13 protein-coding genes and 1 pseudogene are annotated in these 19,474 nt (G+C 71.6%); 5 read left to right on the top strand and 9 right to left on the bottom strand.

All coding sequences use genetic code 11. The features are described 5' to 3' along the window. Nucleotide 1: 1 nt before the first annotated feature. Genes ACFW5B_RS32290 through ACFW5B_RS32280 form a run of 3 tightly spaced genes read right to left on the bottom strand, consistent with a single transcriptional unit; the run spans nt 2 to nt 2,507 of the window. Nucleotides 2-538 (bottom strand): hypothetical protein, encoded by a 537-nt coding sequence (locus tag ACFW5B_RS32290; RefSeq protein WP_386447578.1) that lies wholly within the window; start codon nt 536-538, stop codon nt 2-4. Between the two features lie 40 nt (nt 539-578). Further along, the gene (locus tag ACFW5B_RS32285; RefSeq protein WP_386447575.1) at nt 579-2,195 is read right to left on the bottom strand and encodes an alpha/beta hydrolase; all 1,617 of its coding nucleotides are present in this window, start codon (nt 2,193-2,195) and stop codon (nt 579-581) included. Between the two features lie 6 nt (nt 2,196-2,201). Then, complete coding sequence (locus tag ACFW5B_RS32280; RefSeq protein ID WP_386447572.1) at nt 2,202-2,507, bottom strand: hypothetical protein; 306 nt, start codon at nt 2,505-2,507, stop codon at nt 2,202-2,204. 216 nt (nt 2,508-2,723) lie between these two features. Here ACFW5B_RS32280 and ACFW5B_RS32275 point away from each other — a divergent pair, with 216 nt between their 5' ends. Next, complete coding sequence (locus ACFW5B_RS32275) at nt 2,724-3,563, top strand: phosphatase PAP2 family protein (protein WP_386447570.1); 840 nt, start codon at nt 2,724-2,726, stop codon at nt 3,561-3,563. Between the two features lie 208 nt (nt 3,564-3,771). Here ACFW5B_RS32275 and ACFW5B_RS32270 read toward each other — a convergent pair whose 3' ends face one another. Beyond that, nucleotides 3,772-6,795: a bifunctional [glutamine synthetase] adenylyltransferase/[glutamine synthetase]-adenylyl-L-tyrosine phosphorylase gene (locus tag ACFW5B_RS32270; RefSeq protein WP_386447567.1), complete on the bottom strand. Its 3,024-nt coding sequence runs from the start codon at nt 6,793-6,795 to the stop codon at nt 3,772-3,774. 27 nt (nt 6,796-6,822) lie between these two features. Further along, complete coding sequence (glnA, locus tag ACFW5B_RS32265; RefSeq protein WP_362613850.1) at nt 6,823-8,184, bottom strand: type I glutamate--ammonia ligase; 1,362 nt, start codon at nt 8,182-8,184, stop codon at nt 6,823-6,825. A gap of 860 nt (nt 8,185-9,044) precedes the next feature. On the opposite strand from glnA, the gene ACFW5B_RS32260 reads away from it, so the two are divergent. From ACFW5B_RS32260 to ACFW5B_RS32250, 3 genes and pseudogenes are all read left to right on the top strand, one after another. Beyond that, complete coding sequence (locus ACFW5B_RS32260) at nt 9,045-10,652, top strand: multicopper oxidase family protein (RefSeq protein ID WP_386447563.1); 1,608 nt, start codon at nt 9,045-9,047, stop codon at nt 10,650-10,652. A gap of 15 nt (nt 10,653-10,667) precedes the next feature. After that, a pseudogene (locus ACFW5B_RS32255) lies at nt 10,668-10,925 on the top strand (VOC family protein); the annotation flags it as partial. 175 nt (nt 10,926-11,100) lie between these two features. Continuing rightward, nucleotides 11,101-12,855, top strand: coding sequence for an NAD+ synthase (locus ACFW5B_RS32250; protein ID WP_386447560.1), 1,755 nt, complete (start codon nt 11,101-11,103; stop codon nt 12,853-12,855). A gap of 7 nt (nt 12,856-12,862) precedes the next feature. Here the strand turns inward: ACFW5B_RS32250 and ACFW5B_RS32245 are convergent, their stop codons facing one another. From ACFW5B_RS32245 to ACFW5B_RS32230, 4 genes are all read right to left on the bottom strand, one after another. Then, nucleotides 12,863-14,128, bottom strand: coding sequence for an MFS transporter (locus ACFW5B_RS32245; RefSeq protein ID WP_386447557.1), 1,266 nt, complete (start codon nt 14,126-14,128; stop codon nt 12,863-12,865). 254 nt (nt 14,129-14,382) lie between these two features. Continuing rightward, on the bottom strand, nt 14,383-15,387 hold the full coding sequence (locus ACFW5B_RS32240; RefSeq protein ID WP_386447622.1) for an endonuclease/exonuclease/phosphatase family protein: 1,005 nt from the start codon (nt 15,385-15,387) through the stop codon (nt 14,383-14,385). Between the two features lie 299 nt (nt 15,388-15,686). Further along, complete coding sequence (locus ACFW5B_RS32235; RefSeq protein WP_386447554.1) at nt 15,687-16,364, bottom strand: TetR/AcrR family transcriptional regulator; 678 nt, start codon at nt 16,362-16,364, stop codon at nt 15,687-15,689. Beyond that, nucleotides 16,361-17,980, bottom strand: a complete 1,620-nt coding sequence (locus ACFW5B_RS32230) for an MFS transporter (protein ID WP_386447551.1) — start codon at nt 17,978-17,980, stop codon at nt 16,361-16,363. Before ACFW5B_RS32230 ends, ACFW5B_RS32235 begins: the two co-directional genes overlap by 4 nt. Nucleotides 17,981-18,169: 189 nt before the next feature. On the opposite strand from ACFW5B_RS32230, the gene panB reads away from it, so the two are divergent. After that, entirely contained in the window at nt 18,170-19,030 is an 861-nt protein-coding gene (gene panB / locus ACFW5B_RS32225; RefSeq protein ID WP_386447547.1) for a 3-methyl-2-oxobutanoate hydroxymethyltransferase, read from the top strand. The last annotated feature ends 444 nt before the right edge of the window (nt 19,031-19,474 follow it).

The following is a 19,474-nucleotide window of genomic DNA, read 5'->3' as shown; positions in this document are numbered from 1 at the left end:
ATCAGAACCGCTGCTGCCGCACTCCCGGCGGGAGATAGCACGGCGTGGTGACCACGTACTGCAGGCTGTCGGGTCCTTCAACGCTTTCGACGGTGAGGGAGATCCGCTCCTTCCGCTTCCCGGCGACGCTGCCGTCCAGGATCACCGGCCGGTCGTCGCCGGGTCTCTCGTCCAGGTGGTCGACGGAGATCCGCTGCCCTTCCATCGCCTCGCGGAGCCTGCGGGCGGCGGCGATGTGCTGCTGCCGGGGCAGTTCGCCCCTGACGTGGTACGTCAAGGTGAAGCGGCCGTCCTCGGCGGTCTCGTCGTCCTTCCCGACGCAGGTGTGGAGATCCTTCACGGCCGTGCGCGGCGAGAGCACGACGCCCGACGAGCCGGCCAGGGCCTTCGTGTAGTGCCGCGCCTCGCTCAGGGCCTGCGCCTCGCTCTTGCGCGGCAGCGGGGCGTTCTTGTCGTCCTCGCCGTCGCCGGCGCACGCCGTGGCGAGCAGCAGTACGGCAAGGCAGAGGGCACGGTGTGCCGTACGTGCGGTGACCACGGTCCTCCCTCTTCGCCCGTGTACGCGAGCCGCTTCCCCGCTAATCGGGAAGGAGCGGCCAGTCGTTGTCGTCCTTGGGGACCGTGCGCGGCCGTTCCCCGGCGATGATCCTGCCCTGATTTTCCAGGGCCTTGCTGTCCTCGTTCCAGTAGTCGCTGTGCCCGCCCTTGGGGTCGACGTAGAAGTTGTTGCCGCCGAAGGGCTCCTCGGCCGGGTTGTCGCCGAGGTTGAAGTCGGAGAAGCCGTCGACGATCTCATCGTTCCTGGAGTTGCCGATCCAGACGTGCTCCGGATCGATGTTCAGGTCCTCGGCCTCGTTGACGTGCATCCCCGGGCTGCCGACGCCGACGATGTCATCGGCCCCGAGGCCGCCGTCCCCGCTCGCCGCGACGCCCACCGTCGTCGATCCGTAGCTGTGGCCGATCACCGTCATATGGGTGGGTGAGCCATGGTGCGACTCGCGCAGACCGCCGACGAACCGGCGCAGGTCCGGGGCCCCCTCATTGGCGCGGTCCTCGGTGCTCACCCCGCCGTTGTCCCACTTCTTGCCGCCTTCCCACTCGGGGGCGTCGTAGCCGAGCCACCAGACCGTGGAGACACGTTCGTTGGGCGCGGCCTCCCGGGTGGCGGCGTCGTGCAGCCGGTCGATACGGCTGAGCTGGCCCGGGGCGCTGCCCAGCGTGGTGTCGGTGCCCGGGACGAGGACGGCGGTGTGGTCGGCCCGGTCCGGGTTGCCGAGGGCGACCGCCGCCTTGCCGTCGTCCTCGGGGTCGAGCATCAGCAGGTACGGCTGCTTGCGCTCGGGGCCGCCGTCCGCCTCGTCGAGGGCGTCCTTGAGTGCCAGCAGGTTCCTGCGGCGCTTCAGATAGGCGTTGCCCTCGGTCTCCAGCGATTCCCTGGGGTTCTTGCTGTGGAGCTCTTCCAGCTCCTTGTCGAGCACGGTGCGGTTGGCCTCGTCGCGTGCGTCCGAGGGCAGACCTCGCATCCCGCCGATGATCCCCGGATAGGCGGCGAGGTACAGCTCCTTCTTCTCATCGGACAGCCCTGCCCACCACCGGGAGTTCTCCCCCTCCAGATCATTGAGCGGGATGTCGCTGACCCGCACGCCCGCGTGCCGGGAGACCTCGTTGGCGTCAATTGCGGTGTCCTGCCAGCCGCCAGGGGAGGTGAGCACCTGCGATTCGAGGCGGCCGAGGTCGGCGACGGCCTGGTCGTTGGCGTCCTGTGCCCGCTTCAGGGCGCGGTTCATGGCGTCGCGGTGCCCGTCGAGCGAGCCGCCGTACTGGGAGGGGCCGCCCGCGGGCGGGTTGATGACGCCGTCGTCCGTCACCTCGAAGCCGTCGTCCTCCGCGGCCCGTACCGCCCGGCGCAGGTCGGAACGGGCGGCCGCCAGCTCCTGCGCGGCGGTGCCGAGGGTGGTCTGGATGAGCATCGCCTGCTGGGTGGCGATCCCCAGCTGGCTCTCGTGCTTCTCCATCGTGTCGAGTGCGGACTTCGCCGCCTCGCCCTGCCACTCCTCGTGCAGTGGACCGGTGACGCGGTGGCGGTGGGCGTCCCGGGAACGTTCGAGCTGGTCCGAGAGCTTCTTCCAGCGGGACTCGGCGGTTTCGAGATCGGAGACGTCCAGCTTGAGCAGGCGCTTGAACTCACTGCTCACGGCCCGTCACCCCAGGACCGCGCGCATGGACTGCGCGACGTGTGACTCGGTGCTGTCGGTCGAATCCGCGGTGGAGCGCAGGTCCCGCGCCGACGCGCGGATGCGGGACTGCAACCCCTTCAGGCCGCTCTCCCAGTCCGCGGCGGTTGCGGTGAGCCGGCCGCCCAGACTCCAGGCGGAGAGGGCATCGGCCGCGGTGCGCGTCTGTTTGAGGGCGCCGCTGATCTCGCTGTCGTTGTCATCCGCCAGATGGTCGGCGGCCCGCGCGGAGGCGCGCAGCTCGTCCGGACTGATCCGTAAGGTGTCGGCCAACGCTTCAACCCCCGTTGATGGGCACGAATACCGGTGAAGCAAATGTCTAAGGGGCGGTTCATGAGCCTGTCAAGCAATGGCCCCGAAAGAGATGGCCGGGCACCCGTACCCCGCTGGTACGGGTTCCCTGCATACCTCCCAAGTCCGATACACCGGCTCGAATACCCGCCCGAAGGATGATCGGCAAGAAGTCCGTTTCTGGCAGACTGTCTGCCTATGGGTGATGCGAATACCAGGATTTTGGACGGCTCGCCGACCGCCCCGCCATCCAAGGGGGAACACGCCGACCGCCCGGTGAGCGAAGGCCGATGGGCCCGTCTGCGTTCCCCCCGCTCACCCCGGCTCCGGTTCGAGATCCTGCTGATCGCGGTCAGCTACTGGACCTATTCGGTGATCCGCAACGCGGTGCCCGAGCAGAAGATCCAGGCGATAAAGAACGCCGACTGGATCTGGCAGGCGGAGCACACGCTGGGCATCGCCGTCGAACGCACCGTCAACCACGCGGTGAACTCCGTGACGTGGCTGATCGTGACGATGAACTACTACTACGCGACACTGCACTTCATCGTCACGATCGCCGTGCTGGTCTGGCTCTACCGCTGGCATCCCGGCCGCTACGCCGCCGCCCGGCTGGCGCTCTTCGCCACCACCGGATTCGCCCTGGTCGGCTACTACCTCTACCCGTTGGCACCGCCCCGCCTGATGCCGGACGGCGGCTTCGTCGACACCCTGGTCAACCACGGCACCTGGGGCTCGATGGCGTCCGGCAGTCTCGCCTCGATGTCCAACCAGTACGCCGCCATGCCGTCGATGCACATCGGCTGGTCCCTGTGGTGCGGCCTCACCATCGCCCTGCTGGCCAGGCCCCTCTGGTGCCGGCTCCTCGGCCTGCTCTACCCCGCCACGACCCTGCTCGTCATCGTCTCCACCGCCAACCACTTCTGGCTGGACGCCCTGGGCGGAGTCCTCTGCCTCTCCTTCGGCTTCACCCTGGCCTGCGCCTGGTACGGGCGACTGCCGCACCGCCTGGCACGGGTTGCGCCGGCGGGGGCCTAGCGGATTCTTGGGCCTTCCCACGTTTTCGGCTTTCCCGCCGTGGTGGTTGCTCGCCGTTTGTGGCCCGCTTCGCGGTGCCCTCGCCGTGTCGCCTGCGGCGGGCGGGGTCCGCTGCGCGGCGCTGTGGCCCCCTGCGTTTTCGGCTGACTCACCGTTGCGCCTGCGGCGGGCAAGCCGAAAACGTGGGAAGCAAGCCGAGTGCCAACGACTACGCTCCGTAGAAGATCTCCTCCACCACACCCCGCGCCCGGCGGGTGACCCGGCGGTAGTCGTCGAGCATGTCGCCGGTCTGGCCCTCCTCGTAGCCGAGGTAGCGGCCGACGGCGGCCAGTTCGCGGCCGTCGACGGGGAAGGTGTCGCCGGGCCGGCCGCGTACGACCATGACGGCGTTGCGTACGCGGGCGGCCAGTACCCAGGCCTCGTCCAGGGTCTGGGCGTCCTCGGTGGCGATGAGGCCGGCGGCGTGGGCGGCGGCCAGGGCCTCGCGGGTGCGGGTGGTGCGCAGGCCGGGGATCTCCCAGCCGTGCTGCATCTGGAGCAGCTGTACGGTCCACTCGACATCGCTCAGGCCGCCGCGTCCCAGCTTGGCGTGGGTGGTGGGGTCCGCGCCGCGGGGCAGCCGTTCGGCTTCCATCCGGGCCTTGAGCTTGCGGATCTCGCGGACCGCGTCGTCGCCCAGGCCCTCGGCGGGGTAGCGGAGCGGGTCGATCAGGTCGATGAAGCGCTGCCCCAGCTCCAGGTCGCCGGCGGCGGGTTCGGCGCGCAGCAGGGCCTGTGACTCCCATACCAGCGACCAGCGCCGGTAGTAGGCCGCGTACGAGGCGAGGGTCCGTACCAGCGGGCCCGTCCTGCCCTCCGGGCGCAGGTCCGCGTCGATGAGCAACGGCGGGTCGGAGGAGGGGAGTTCGAGCAGCCGGCGCATCTCGTTGGCGACGGCGTGGGCGGCCTTGGCGGCCTCCTGCTCGTCGGCGCCCTCGCGCGGTTCGTGGACGAAGAGGACGTCGGCGTCCGAGCCGTAGTTCAGCTCCCGGCCGCCGAACCGGCCCATGCCGATCACCGCGAAGCGGGTGGGCAGGGTGTCGCCCCACTGTTCGCGGACCGCGGCGCGCAGCGCACCGGCGAGGGTGGCGGCGTTGAGGTCGGAGACGGCGGTGCCGACGGCGTCGACGGAGTGGCCGTGGTCGTCCTCGGCCGGGCTGTACTCCGTGCCGTACGCGCCGATGACGTCCGCTGCGGCCGTACGGAACAGCTCCCGGCGGCGCACCCCGCGGGCCGCCGCGACCGCCGCCTCCGCGCCGTCCGCGCGGCCGACCGCGGCCAGCACCTCCTGCTCCAGCGCGGCCCGGCCGCGGGGCTGGAGCCCGTCGGGCGCGCCGAGCAGAGCGACCGCCTCGGGGGCGCGCAGCAGCAGGTCGGGGGCGAGCCGGCCGGCCGACAGCACCCGGGCGAGGTTCTCGGCGGCGGCGCCCTCGTCGCGCAGCAGCCGCAGGTACCAGGGGGTCTTGCCGAGGGCGTCGGAGACCTTGCGGAAGTTGAGCAGGCCGGCGTCCGGGTCGGCGGAGTCGGCGAACCAGGCGAGCAGCACCGGCAGCAGGGTCCGCTGGATGGCGGCCTTGCGGGTCACGCCGGACGCCAGCGCCTCCAGGTGGCGCAGCGCGGCGACCGGGTCGGCGTAGCCGAGCGCTTCGAGGCGGTGACCGGCGGCCTTGGCGGACAGCTTGGCCTCGCCGGGCTCCAGATGGGCGACGGCGTCGAGCAGCGGCCGGTAGAAGAGCTTCTCGTGCAGCCGGCGCACTTCGCGGGCGTGCCACTTCCACTCCTTGCGGAGGGTGTCAACCGGTTCGGTGCGCAGGCCCAGCGAGCGGGCCAGCCGCCGCAGTTCGCCCTCGTCCTCGGGCATCAGATGGGTACGGCGCATCCGGAAGAGCTGGATGCGGTGCTCCAGCGTGCGCAGGAAGCGGTAGGCGGCGTCGAGGGCCGCGGCGTCCTGGCGTCCGACATAGCCGCCGGCCGCCAGGGCCGCCAGCGCGTCGAGGGTGGTGGCGCTGCGCAGGGTGGCGTCGCTGCGGCCGTGCACCAGCTGGAGGAGCTGCACGGCGAATTCGACGTCGCGCAGCCCCCCGGGGCCGAGCTTGAGTTCCCGCTCGACCTGCGCCGCGGGGATGTTCTCGACGACCCGGCGGCGCATCTGGCGGACGTCGGCGACGAAGTTCTCCCGCTCGGCGACCTCCCAGACCATGGGCGCCAGCGCGTCCACGTACTCCTGCCCCAGCTGCAGGTCACCGGCCATCGGGCGGGCCTTGAGCAGTGCCTGGAACTCCCAGGTCTTGGCCCAGCGCTGGTAGTAGGCGAGGTGGCTGGAGAGGGTGCGGACCAGCGGGCCGTTGCGGCCCTCGGGGCGCAGGTTGGCGTCCACCGGCCAGATCGTGCCCTCGACGGTGTTGTCGGAGCAGAGCCGCATCATGCGGGCGGCGAGCCGGGTCGCGGCCTGGAGGGCCTTGGCCTCGTCGACGCCCTCCTTGGCCTCGGCGACGAAGATGACGTCGACGTCCGAGACGTAGTTGAGCTCCCGGCCGCCGCACTTGCCCATGCCGATGACCGCCAGCCGGCACACCGCGGCGTCGCCCGGCGCCTCCTCGTAGCTGATCTCCAGAGCGGCCCGGAGCGTGGCGGTGGCCAGGTCCGCCAGCTCGGCGGCGGCCTCGGCGACATCGGTCGTGCCGCACACATCGCGGGCGGCGATGCCCAGCAGCGCGCGGCGGTAGGCGGCGCGCAGCGCGTCCGCGCGCGGCCGGGCGACGTGCGGCTCGGCCCAGATGCCCTCGGCGAGCGCCAGCTCGAACTCGGGCGTGGTGGGGTGCAGGTCCACCGACTCGTACGTGACCAGCGACTGCCAGTCGCGCGGATGCCGGACCAGGTGGTCGGCGAGCGCCTCGGAGGCGCCCAGCACCCCCAGCAGCCGGTCGCGCAGCGGTTTCGCCGCGACGACGGTGCTCAGCAGCGCCTGCTGCTCGTCCGGGTCCTGGGCCTCGACCAGCCGGACCAGGCTGTGCAGCGCGAGGTCCGGGTCCGCGGTGGCACCCAGCGCCTCCAGCAGCACCGAGTCATCGCGTACGGAAGCGAACGGAGGGGAATCGAGCAGCTCCCCGGCCGCCGAGGGGTCGGTGAAACCGTGCCTCAGCAGCCGGCTGAAGGTGCTGCTCCGCCGTCCCTGCGGAGCGGGAAGTGCCATGGTGCAGCCTCTCGGTGGCGCGGTGGCTCAGAGCACGGGCAGCATCTTGCGCAGCTCGAAGGCGGTGACCTCCGAGCGGTACTCCTCCCACTCCTGCTTCTTGTTGCGCAGGAAGAAGTCGAAGACGTGCTCACCGAGGGTCTCGGCGACCAGTTCGCTGCGCTCCATCAGCTCGATGGCCTCGCCGAGGTTCTGCGGCAGCGGTTCGATGCCCATCGCGCGGCGCTCGGAGTCGGACAGCGCCCAGACGTCGTCGTCGGCACCGGCCGGGAGCTCGTAGCCCTCCTCGATGCCCTTGAGGCCGGCCGCGAGCAGCACGGCGTAGGTGAGGTAGGGGTTGGCGCCGGAGTCGATGGAGCGGACCTCGACCCGGGTCGAGCCCATCTTTCCGGGCTTGTACATCGGCACGCGGATCAGCGCGGAGCGGTTGTTGTGGCCCCAGCAGATGTACGAGGGGGCCTCGCCGCCGGCGCCGGCGGTGCGGTTGGCGCCGCCCCAGATGCGCTTGTAGGAGTTGACCCACTGGTTGGTGACGGCGGAGATCTCCCCGGCGTGCTTGAGCAGGCCGGCGATGAACGAGCGGCCGACCTTGGAGAGTTGGTACTCCGAGCCGGACTCGTGGAAGGCGTTGCGGTCGCCTTCGAAGAGCGAGAGGTGGGAGTGCATACCGGAGCCCGGGTACTCCGAGAACGGCTTGGGCATGAAGGTGGCCTGCACGCCCTGCTCCAGTGCGACCTGCTTCATGACCAGCCGGAACGTCATGATGTTGTCGGCGGTCGAGAGGGCGTCGGCGTAGCGCAGATCGATCTCCTGCTGGCCGGGGGCGCCCTCGTGGTGGCTGAACTCCACCGAGATGCCCATCGACTCCAGCATCGTGATCGCCTGCCGGCGGAAGTCCATGCCGACGTTCTGCGGGGTGTGGTCGAAGTAGCCGGAGGAGTCGCCGGGGATCGGCCGGGAGCCGTCCACGGGCTTGTCCTTGAGCAGGAAGAACTCGATCTCGGGGTGGGTGTAGAAGGTGAACCCGAGGTCGGAGGTCTTGGCCAGGATGCGCTTGAGGACGTAGCGCGGGTCGGCGTAGGAGGGGGAACCGTCCGGCATCAGGATGTCGCAGAACATCCGGGCGGTGCCGGGGGCCTCGGCGCGCCAGGGCAGGATCTGGAAGGTGCCGGGATCGGGCTTGGCGATCATGTCGGATTCGTACACCCGGGCGAATCCCTCGATGGCCGAGCCGTCGAAGCCGATGCCCTCGTCGAAGGCCTGCTCCAGCTCGGCCGGGGCCACCGCCACGGACTTGAGGAACCCGAGCACGTCGGTGAACCACAGCCGTACGAAGCGGATGTCGCGCTCCTCGAGCGTACGGAGCACAAACTCCTGCTGCTTGTCCATGGGTCACCAATCCTTGCAGGTCAATCGGCCCGTCCAGCCACGTGGAACAACGTGCTGTGGCACCAGTATCACGTGAGGGGGTTACCGTCACATTACGTGCCCTTGCCCTGAACCAGAACCGCTGTCCCGTAACCCTTCGTCCAGGAACCCTTACCTCGCATCCTTCCCGCGTCACACCCGCGCGTCACGGCCGGTGACGGCGATCGGGCGAGCTTGGTCCAGTCTTGGAGTGTCGCTGGGGGCGCGTTGACCTGGACTTGGCGGGCCCGTTTCCCGGCCCGGGGGCCCGGCGGCGGGGACGGCAGGGCGGGGCGGGGTACGGACTGCCGGGTGATCGGGTGGACCCGGCCGACGGCACGGAACGCCGGGCACGCCGAGGGTGCGGCAGGGCCAAGAATGGGCGGGTGGTGGCAAGTTGCGCGGTGACACCGGCGCGACGGACCGCGGCCTGCCGGGCCGGGCGGAACGGCGGCGCCGGCCGGTCCGGTGCACTCCCTCGGCGGGCCACCCGGGGGCCTATACCCCTAGGGGGTAGGCTGCGGGGATGCCGGCCCGCCGGGCGTCCGCCGGTTTGTCGTTCGTCGAGAGGTGCGCGATGCGGGAACAGGGCAAGGCCGTCGCCCGGTGCGACCGACCGCTGCCGTTCCCGGCCCCGCGCACCCGTCCGGCGCCCCGCCCGGGGCTCATATCCGGGCCGCCGCGCCACCCCTTCCTCGACCGCCTGTCGGTGCCGCGCGCCTAGGGGGTGTCTCCCCGGTCCCCGTGGGGGCCTGCGGCGCCCGCCGCCCCATCGAAGTCCGCGGCGGCGCCCCCGCCCCGTACCGACATCACCCAGCGACCCGTCACGAGGTGCCTCACTCATGCGTACGCACTCCCGCCGCGCCCTGCTCGGCGCGGGTATCGCCGTCGTCGGCTGCGGTCTGCCGGCCGCCCGTGCCACCGGCGTCTTCAGCTCCGGCCCGCACTCCGGCACGGACGGCAGGGGCCCGGCCCACGGCTCCCACCGCGACGACCCGCCCGGCTACGTCTCCCCCGACGGCCCGGAGGTCGCCGAGGCCGAGCGCAAGCGGGGCGGTGGCCCGGTGCGCGAGTTCACGATGACCGCCGCCACGGCCCGGATCGACCTGGGCGGCCACACCGTCGACACCTGGGCGTACGCCGACGAGCTGCCCGGCCGGACACTGCGGGTCACCGCGGGTGACACGCTCGCCGTCACCCTCAACAACCACCTGCCGCAGTCCACCTCCGTGCACTGGCACGGTCTGGCGCTGCGCAACGACATGGACGGTGTCCCCACCCTCACCCAGCGGCCGATCCTGCCCGGCGCCTCCTTCCCCTACCGCTTCACGGTCCCCCACCCCGGCACCTACTGGCTGCATCCGCACTCCCGGGTGCAGCAGGACCGCGGGCTGTACGCGCCGCTGATCGTCGACGACCCCAAGGAGCCGCTCGCCTACGACAAGGAGTGGGTGGTCGTGTTCGACGACTGGGTCGACGGGGTGGACGGCAGCACCCCCGACAGCGTGCTGGCCGAGCTGAACAGGGGCATGGGCGGCATGGCGGGCATGCACGGCGACGAGGGCGACGCCCGCGGGAACCACGAGTCACCGGCGGCCGCGGCCGCGCCCACCGGCGGCCCGTCGCGGATGCTGACCGGCTCCCGCAGCGAGCTGCTGGGCGGCGACGCGGGCGATGTCGACCACCCGTACCACCTCATCAACGGCCGGATCGCCGAGGCCCCGCACAGCTTCCGGGCCAAGCCCGGCGACCGCATCCGCATCCGCTTGCTCAACGCGGGCGCCGACACCGCCTACCGCGTGGCGCTCGGCGATCACGCCATGACCGTGACACATGCGGACGGCTTCCCCGTGGAGCACGCCGAGACCGATGCGCTGCTGCTCGGCATGGGCGAGCGCTATGACGTGCTGGTCACCGCCAAGGACGGTGTCTTCCCGCTGACCGCGCTGGCCGAGGGCAAGAAGCACACGGCGCAGGCCGTGCTGCACACCGGCAGCGGGCAGCCCCCCGGGCCGTCCGCCCGGCCCAGGGAGCTGGACGGCCGGCTGCTGTCCGCGTACCGGCTGCGGGCGGCGGAGAGCGCACGGGCGGTGGCCCGGAGCGTCGACCGCACCGTGGAGCTGAAGCTCACCGGTTCCATGCAGAAGTTCGACTGGGCGATCAACGGGCGGCAGTACACACCGTCGCACCGGAACCCGATCCGGGCCGGTGAGCGGGTGCGGCTGGCCATCCGTAACCACACCCGCATGTGGCACCCCGTGCACATCCACGGTCACCACTTCGCGCTGCCGAACGGCGGGCCCCGCAAGGACAGCGCGATCGTGCTGCCGGGACGCAGCCTCGACGTCGAATTCGACGCCAACAACCCCGGGCTGTGGATGGTCCATTGCCACAACGTCTACCACTCGGAGTCGGGGATGATGACGGTGCTGGGCTACCGGAAGGGTTGAGGAGAGGGCCCCTGCGGTCCGCGCGAAGGGTTCGGCGGCGCGCAGCCGACGATCATCCTCAGCCGCAGGGACGAACCGGAGCCGGGGAAGTCCCGGCTGCACATCGACGTCAACCCCACCGACCGCGATCAGGACGCCGAGCTCGAACGCCTTCTGAAGCTCGGGGCGCGCCCGGCCGACATCGGCCAGACCGGCGAGGAGCAGTGGCACGTTCTCGCCGACCCCGAGGGCAATGAGTTCTGCCTGCTCAAGGCCCGCCTCAGCCCGCTCTGACGGCTCGGGTTCCCCTGATCCGCACCAGGCGCGTGTCCGCGAGATCCCGTCTCTCCGCCGGCCCCGGTACGTTCTCCCGGGGCCGGTGGTGCGACCGGGGTCACCGGGCCGCCCGGAGCCCCGCCGGGACCGCTCCGGCCCCCCATTGCGTCAGAAAGACGATTAGACTGGCGGGGTGCCTCAACTTCGTCTCGCCCTGAATCAGACCGACTCCTGCGTCGGCGACCTCGACCGGAACGCCGAGACGATCGTGCACTGGACCCGGCACGCCGCGGACCAGGGCGCACACCTCGTCGCGTTCCCCGAGATGGCACTGACCGGGTACCCCGTCGAGGACCTGGCGCTGCGGCCCTCCTTCGTCGAGGCGAGCCGGGCCGCGCTGTGGGCACTGGCCGCCCGGCTGGCCGAGGAGGGACTCGGCGAGCTGCCGGTGGTCGTCGGCTATCTCGACCGCGGCGCACGGGCCACCCCGCGCTACGGCCGCCCCGCGGGCGCCCCGCAGAACGCCGCCGCCGTACTCCACCGCGGCGAGGTCGCCCTGTCCTTCTCCAAGCACCACCTTCCCAACTACGGCGTCTTCGACGAGTTCCGCTACTTCGTCCCCGGTGACACGCTGCCCGTCGTACGGGTGCACGGGGTGGATGTCGCGCTGGCCATCTGCGAGGACCTGTGGCAGGACGGCGGCCGGGTGCCGGCGGCGCGCAGCGCGGGCGCCGGGCTGCTGCTGTCGGTCAACGCCTCACCGTACGAGCGGGACAAGGACGACACCCGGCTGGAGCTGGTCCGCAGACGGGCCCGGGAGGCCGGGTGCACCACCGCCTATCTGGCGATGATCGGCGGGCAGGACGAGCTGGTCTTCGACGGCGACTCGATCGTGGTCGACCGGGAGGGCGGGGTGATCGCGCGGGCGCCGCAGTTCACGGAGGGCTGTGTGCTGGTCGACCTGGACCTGCCGGCCGCGGCGCCGGAACCCCCCTCGGGGATTCTCAACGACGGGCTGCGCGTCACCCATGTCACTCTCTCCCCCGACCCGCTGCCGCCCTACCCTCCGGAGGCTCCCGGCGTTACTGCCGAAGCCCTCGGCGATCTGGAGGAGATCTACACCGCGCTGGTCACCGGCCTGCGCGCCTATGTCGCCAAGAACGGCTTCCGCAGTGTGGTGCTGGGCCTCTCCGGCGGGATCGACTCGGCGCTGGTCGCCGCCCTGGCCTGTGACGCGCTGGGGGCGGAGCGGGTGCACGCGGTGGCGATGCCCTCCCGCTATTCGTCGGAGCACTCGCTGACCGACGCCGCCGAACTCGCCCGCCGTACGGGCCTGTCGTTCCGTACGGTGCCGATCGGCCCGATGTTCGACGCCTATATGGCGGCGCTGCCGCTGACCGGCCTGGCCGAGGAGAACCTCCAGTCGCGTCTGAGGGGCACCACCCTGATGGCCATCTCCAACCAGGAGGGCCACCTGGTCCTCGCCCCCGGCAACAAGTCCGAGCTGGCCTGCGGCTATTCGACGCTCTACGGCGACTCGGTGGGCGGCTACGGCCCCATCAAGGACGTCTACAAATCCGTCGTCTACCAGCTGGCCCGCTGGCGCAACCAGGCCGCCGCCGACCGCGGCCGGACCCCGCCGATCCCGGAGCACACCCTCACCAAGCCCCCGAGCGCCGAACTCCGCCCCGGCCAGGTCGACACCGACTCGCTCCCCGACTACGACGTCCTGGACCGCATTCTGGAGCTCTATGTCGACCACGACCGGGGACGGGAGGAGATCACCGCCCAGGGCTTCGACGCCGGTCTGGTGACCCGGGTGCTGCGGATGGTCGACCACGCCGAGTACAAGCGCCGCCAGTACCCGCCGGGCCCCAAGATCTCCGCGAAGGGTTTCGGCAAGGACCGCCGGCTGCCGATCACCAACCATTGGCGGGAGGGGGCCTGACGGGGAGTCAGGAGAGCTGGCGGCCCCCTCGGTCCGTACGGTCCCCCGCCCACACCGCCCCGTCGGCCCCGTCCACGGCCCGCTCCGTCTCCGCCGGGCCGCTGCGGGCCACGATCCGGGAGGTGTCCCGGGCGCCGCGGTCCAGGAGGCCGGCCAGCAGGGCGACGGCGAGGCCGAGGGCCGCGAGGACCGCGCCGACCAGGGTCGGGGAGGTCCAGCCCCAGCCGGCCGACAGGGCCAGCCCGCCGGCCCAGGCGCCGCCCGCGTTGGCGAGGTTGAAGGCGGACTGGTTGGAGGCGGCGGCCAGGGTCGGGGCCTGCTGGGCCTTGTTCATGACCAGCATCTGGAGCGGGGTGGTGGTCAGGAAGCCGACGGCACCGATGACGACGACCGTGACCGGCGCCGCCCACGTCACCCGGGCGGTGAAGTGGAACACGGTCAGGACGAGGGCCAGGGCGGCCAGCGAGCCGTACAGCGTCGGGCGCAGGGCCCGGTCGGTGAGCGGGCCGGCGGCGAGCGCGCCGAGGGTCATCCCGATGCCGAAGAGGGCGAGGACCATCGGGACCGAGCCCGCCGTGAAGCCGGTGACCTCGGTCAGCATCGATGCGAGGTAGCTGTAGACGGCGAAGATCCCGGCGAAGCCGAAGACGGTGGTGAGCAGGCCGAGCAGCACCTGGCCGTTGCCCAGCGCCCGCAGCTCGCGGCGCAGGCCGGTGCGCTCGTCGGCCGGCAGCGGCGGGACCAGCCGGGCCAGGGCGGCCATCGCGGCCAGGCCGATGACGGCCACCACGAGGAAGGTGGCGCGCCAGCCGAGCCGCTGGCCCAGGAGGGTCGCGGCGGGCACCCCGACGATGTTGGCGACGGTCAGACCGAGGAACATCGTGGCGACCGCGCGGGCCTGCCGCCCCTCGCGCACCAGCCGGGCCGCGACCACCGCGCCGACCCCGAAGAACGCACCGTGCGGAAGCCCCGCCAGCAGCCGGCCGGCGATCAGCAGGCCGAAGGTGGGGGCCAGGGCGGAGGCGAGGTTGCCGACCGTGAAGACCGCCATCAGCGAGACCAGCATCCGCTTGCGCGGGATACGGGAGCCGAGGGCGGTCAGGAGCGGGGCGCCGATGACGACGCCGAGGGCGTAGGCGGAGACGAGGTAGCCGGCGGTGGGCACGGAGGTGCCCAGATCGTCCGCGACGTCGGGCAGCAGGCCCATCATCACGAACTCGGTGGTGCCGATACCGAAGGCCGAGATCGCGAGAGCGAGCAGAGCCAAGGGCATGGAAGACCTTTCGGGGTGCTGCGTGCGGGCGGGCTGCACGCGGGGAGCGGACCGGAGCTATAAGTTCCCTTACGGAACAAAGTCTCTCAGGTCCAGCATTCCGGCACGGGAACGGGGCGTGACGTTCCGGTGCCGGCTCCCCCTCGCGGACGCGACGCCGCCGGGCCGGCTCGCGGACGCGACGCCACCGGCCGGCTCTCCCCGCCGGCCCGACGGCGCCGGGGAGGCCTCCCCCGGCGCCGGGCCGACGCCCGTCAGAGCTTCACGGACGCGGCGACCGGAAGGTGGTCACTGCCGGTGGACGGCATCACCCAGGCCTTGACCGGGTCCATCCCCTTCATCATGATCTGGTCGATCCGGGCCATCGGGAACGCGGCCGGCCAGCTGAAGCCGAAGCCGTCACCCGCGGCGCCCTGGGCGGAGCGCATCTGGGAGGTGACCGGCGCCAGCGAGCGGTCGTTCATGGTGCCGTTGAGGTCGCCGAGCAGCACGACCTTCTTCTCCGGGTCGGCGGCGATCGCCTCGCCCAGCGCCGCGGCGCTGCCGTCGCGCTGGTTGGCGGTGAAGCCCGCCTCGACCTTGACCCGTACCGACGGCAGATGCGCGACATAGACGGCGAACTTCTGGCCGTCCTCGGCGGTGACGGTGGCGCGCAGCGCGCGGGTCCAGCCCATCTTGATGTCCACCGGCCGGGTGTCGGACAGCGGGCGCTTGCTCCACAGCCCGACGGTGCCCTCGACCGTGTGGTACGGGTACGCTTTCGCCAGCCCCTCCCGGTAGGCGGGCAGCGCCTCGCCGGTCAGCTCCTCCAGGGCCACCACATCGCTGCCGGACTTCACGATGTCCCTGGCGGTGGCGGCCGGGTCGGGGTTGTCGGCGTTCACGTTGTGCGTGGCGACGGTGACATTGCCGCCGGTGTCCGCCTTGTCGGTGATCTGCCCGCCGAAGAGATTGACCCAGGCGAAGACCGGCAGCACCAGGGCGACCAGCGCGGTCGTCGAACGGCGCAGCACCGCGACGAGGAGCAGCAGCGGGATGCCCAGCCCCAGCCACGGCAGGAAGGTCTCCAGCAGACTGCCCAGATTTCCCACGGTGTTGGGGATCCGGGCGTGCAGCAGCATCAGCAGGCCGAGAAGTACGGCGAGCACCGCCGGCACGATGCCGCGGCGCCACATCCCCTCAGGACCCCACCAGTTCCGCAGGCGTTCGGCCCGGGAACCGGCCTGCCCGGGGTTGTGCCCCTGTCCCGGCTCCGTCATGTATGCCTGCGCCATTTAGCTGTCCTCACTACCTTGCTTCGCTGCGCCTGACCTGTGGTCCCCGACCCTAGGCGATGACCTGTAATGCGCTTTCTTAGAAGTGAGGACGGCGCGGTAACGGGTCGGGGTTCCGGAGGTGAAGGTTGTGACAACGGCTGTGACACAACGGGCATGATCCGGTCATGGAGCGGGGCGCCAGACGGGCCCTCCGGCGGACGGGCGCCCGTACCGCGGCCGGGGTTCCGGTCCGCCGCACGGAAAGTGAGGGAGCGTCCGGACCGGTGCCTGCGCACGGGAGTTCAGCCCGCGGTGCCCACCGTGCCGACGGCCGGCCGTACGCCCTCCAGGACCGTGTCGACGATGTCCGCCGGGAGCTCCTCGGGCAGCTCCTGCCATTCGTGGAACAGCGCCCGGGCCAGCATCGGGCCGACGAAGAGGTCGGCGAGGGTCTCCAGATCACGGTCGGCGCGGATCTCGCCGCTCGCCACACCGCGCCGGAGCACTCCGAGCAGCGCCTCCCGGCGGGCCCGTACCACCGTGTCGTGATATTCCGCCCACAGCTCCGGCTGGGCCCGGACATGACTGACCACACTGCGCAGCAACGCGGAGCTGCGCTTGGCGAGTCCGCGGCGGCGCAGGAACTCCAGCAGCGCGACCAGGTCATCGCGTACCGAGAGACCGGCCGGCGGCGGGCTCGGGGCGTCCAGGGACCGCATGACGTCGAGCATCAGGGCACTCTTGCCGGCCCAGCGGCGGTAGACCGTGGCCTTGCCGACACCGGCCGCGCGGGCGATGCCCTCCATGGACAACTCACCTATGGAGGCGCCCTCTTCGAGCAGCCGCAGCACGGCCTCGATGATGGCGGAGTCGGCCGCGGCGCTGCGCGGCCGGCCGCGGGGCGCGGGAGCCGCAGAACCCCGAGGACGCGATCGCCCCCCGGCCGCCGCACCCTCGGGGTCCTCCGCCGCCCGGCTCATCTCTGCACGCCCGCCTTCCGCTCTTCCCGGGGCTCCGCCGCCTGCGGCGCCGGTCCCATTCTGCCCGGCAGGTACCGCACGCTCACCAGGGCCCCGACCAGCGCGACGGCGGCCGAACCGAGCGCCGTGACATGCATCGCATGGATGAAGGCGTCATCGGCCGCGGCGGCCAGCGGCCGGCCGGCCGGGCCCATCCGCTCCGCGAGCCCGAGGGTCGCCTCGATGGATTCACCGGCCGCGTGCCGGGCGGCGGCCGGCAGCCCCGGCACCGTGTCGAGGGTGTCGTCGATGCGGTCGCGGTAGGTCGTCGACAGCAGCGAGCCGAGGACGGCGACGCCCAGGGTGCCGCCGACCTGCCGGAAGACGTTGTTGAGCGCCGAGGCGGAGCCGGCCTTCTCCCGCGGCAGCGACTGCATCACCGCGACGGTGGCCGGCGGCATGATGTGCGCCATCCCGGCCCCCTGCAGGAAGAGCAGCGCCTCCATGATCCAGATCGGGGTGGTCTCGTTCAGCAGCAGCAGGCCCAGCATGGTGTCGGCCACCACGAACATGCTGAAGGTGCACACCGCCCGGGCGCCGTAGCGTTCCACCGCGAGCCGGGCCCGTGACGCGAAGAGCAACTGGGCGGCGGCCAGCGGCAGGAACAGCAGCCCGGCCTGGAGCGGGCTGTAGCCGCGCACGCTCTGGATGTAGAAGACGGCGAAGAACGAGACGCCCATCAGCGCGAAGAAGACCAGCGCGATGGCGGCGATGGCGGCCGAGAAGGCGGGCGTGCGGAAGTAGCTGATGTCGATGGACGGGTGGTCGCTGCGCTTCTGGTGCAGCACGAAGACGGTCAGCACCGCCAGACCGCCGACGACCGTGCCGACCACCTCCGGGTCGGTGAAGTCGGCGAGCTGGCCGCCCTTGATGATCCCGTAGACCAGAAGGACCAGGCCGACGACGGACAGCAGCACCCCGAACGGGTCCATCCGGCCCGGGTGCGGGTCCTTGGAGTCGGGCACCAGCACCAGCATCGCGACCAGCGAGAGCACCACGATCGGGGCGTTGATCAGAAAGACCGAGCCCCACCAGAAGTGGTCCAGCAGCAGCCCGCCGGCGATCGGGCCGACCGCGATGGCGATGCCCACCCCGCCGGCCCAGATGCCGATCGCCCGGGGCTGCTCGTCGTGCTCGAAGACGTTCATCAGGATGGCGAGGGTGGCAGGCATCACGCAGGCGCCGCCCAGACCCATCACGGCGCGGAAGGTGACCAGCTCGGCGGGCGAGCCGGACACCGCCGCCAGCACCGACCCGGCACCGAAGACCGCCAGCCCGAAGAGCAGCACCTTCTTGCGGCCGACACGGTCACCGAGCAGCCCCGCGGTGAAGAGCAGGCCGGCGAAGACCAGGGTGTAGGAGTTGATCGCCCACTCCAGCTCGCTCTGGGTGGCGCCGAGGCCGGTGGGGGCCGGGGTGGCGATCGTCTTCATGGCGACGTTGAGGATCGAGTTGTCCAGCACCACGATCAGCAGGCTGAGCATCAGCGTGGACAGGATCGCCCAGCGGCGGCGGTGGATGCGGTCCGGGATCTGCCGGGCCGGTGGTGCGCCCGGTTCCGTGGGTGAGGTGGCCATGCGGGCACGATAACCTTTCCGATACGAGCCCGTTCCGTATCGGAAAGCTGACAGGGCCGCGCCCCTCCTCCGGGTGAACGGACCGGTCACCCCCGCTCCCTTTTCCTTTGTGCGCGGGCCGTGCCAGCATGGAGGGGAGTCCGGGGACACCGTCAGGGTGCCTCGAGATGACGAACAGGAGCCGTCACCATGACGCAGCTTTCGCCTGCCCAGAAGCCGGTCGACAAGTCGCTCTACGGAGGAACCGGGTCCCGCCGGGTGACCGTCCGCGATATCGCCGCCGCCAAGGAGCGCGGCGAGAAGTGGCCGATGCTCACCGCCTACGACGCGATGACCGCCTCCGTCTTCGACGAGGCCGGGATTCCCGTCCTGCTCGTCGGCGACTCGATGGGCAACTGCCACCTCGGGTACGAGTCCACCGTGCCGGTCACCATGGACGAGATGACCCTGCTGTCCGCCGCGGTCGTCCGGGGCACCAAGCGCGCGCTGGTCATCGGCGACCTGCCGTTCGGCGCGTACCAGGAAGGCCCGGTGCAGGCGCTGCGCAGCGCCACCCGGCTGGTGAAGGAAGCCGGCGTGGGCGCCGTCAAGCTGGAGGGCGGTGAGCGCTCCGCCGAGCAGGTGGAGCTGCTGGTCTCCTCCGGCATCCCGGTCATGGCCCATGTCGGGCTGACCCCGCAGTCGGTCAACGCCTACGGCGGCTACCCCGTCCAGGGCCGCGGCGAGGAGGCGGCCCAGCAGCTGCTGCGCGACGCCAAGGCCGTGCAGGACGCCGGCGCGTTCGCGGTCGTCCTGGAGGCGGTACCCGCCGAGCTCGCCGCCGAAGTCACCCGTTCGCTCTACATCCCGACCGTCGGCATCGGCGCGGGCCTCGACTGCGACGCCCAGGTCCTGGTCTGGACCGACATGGCCGGCATGACCGCCGGCCGGGTACCCCGCTTCGTCAAGCAGTACCTCGACCTGCGGGCCCAGCTCGGCGGCGCGGCGAAGGCCTTCGCGGAGGAGGTCGTGGGGGGCAGCTTCCCGGGGGAGGAGCACACGTTTCATTGATGCAGCCCACGTTTTCGGCTTTCCCGCCGTGGTGGTTGCTCGCCGTTTGTGGCCCGCTTCGCGGTGCCCTCGCCGTGTCGCCTGCGGCGGGCCGGTCCGCTGCGCGGGGCTGCGGCTCCCTGTGTTTTCGGCTGACTCGTCGTTGCGCCTGCGGCGGGCTGGGTGGTTGTTGGGTGCGGTGACGGACCTCCGGTGCCTGGTGTGTGGACTGCTTCGCTTTACGTCCACACACCAGACCCCTCCGGCCCGTCCCCTCCCGCGGAGGGGAGTTGTTCCGGTGAGTAGGGGCTGGCCGCCGTAAGCCAAAAACTCAGTTCCGCAAGCGGCACCGGACCACCGAGAGGCACCCCCACCAGCCTTCCCCCCACCCTCCACGGGAGGGGACGGGCCGGAGCGGGGTGGGGGGGTGCGCGCCGATAAGGAAGACGACGTACGCCCCCACCC

This window comes from Streptomyces sp. NPDC058773 (assembly GCF_042746015.1).
Taxonomy (GTDB): Bacteria; Actinomycetota; Actinomycetes; order Streptomycetales; family Streptomycetaceae; genus Streptomyces.
This window is presented reverse-complemented; position numbering and strand designations above follow the sequence as displayed.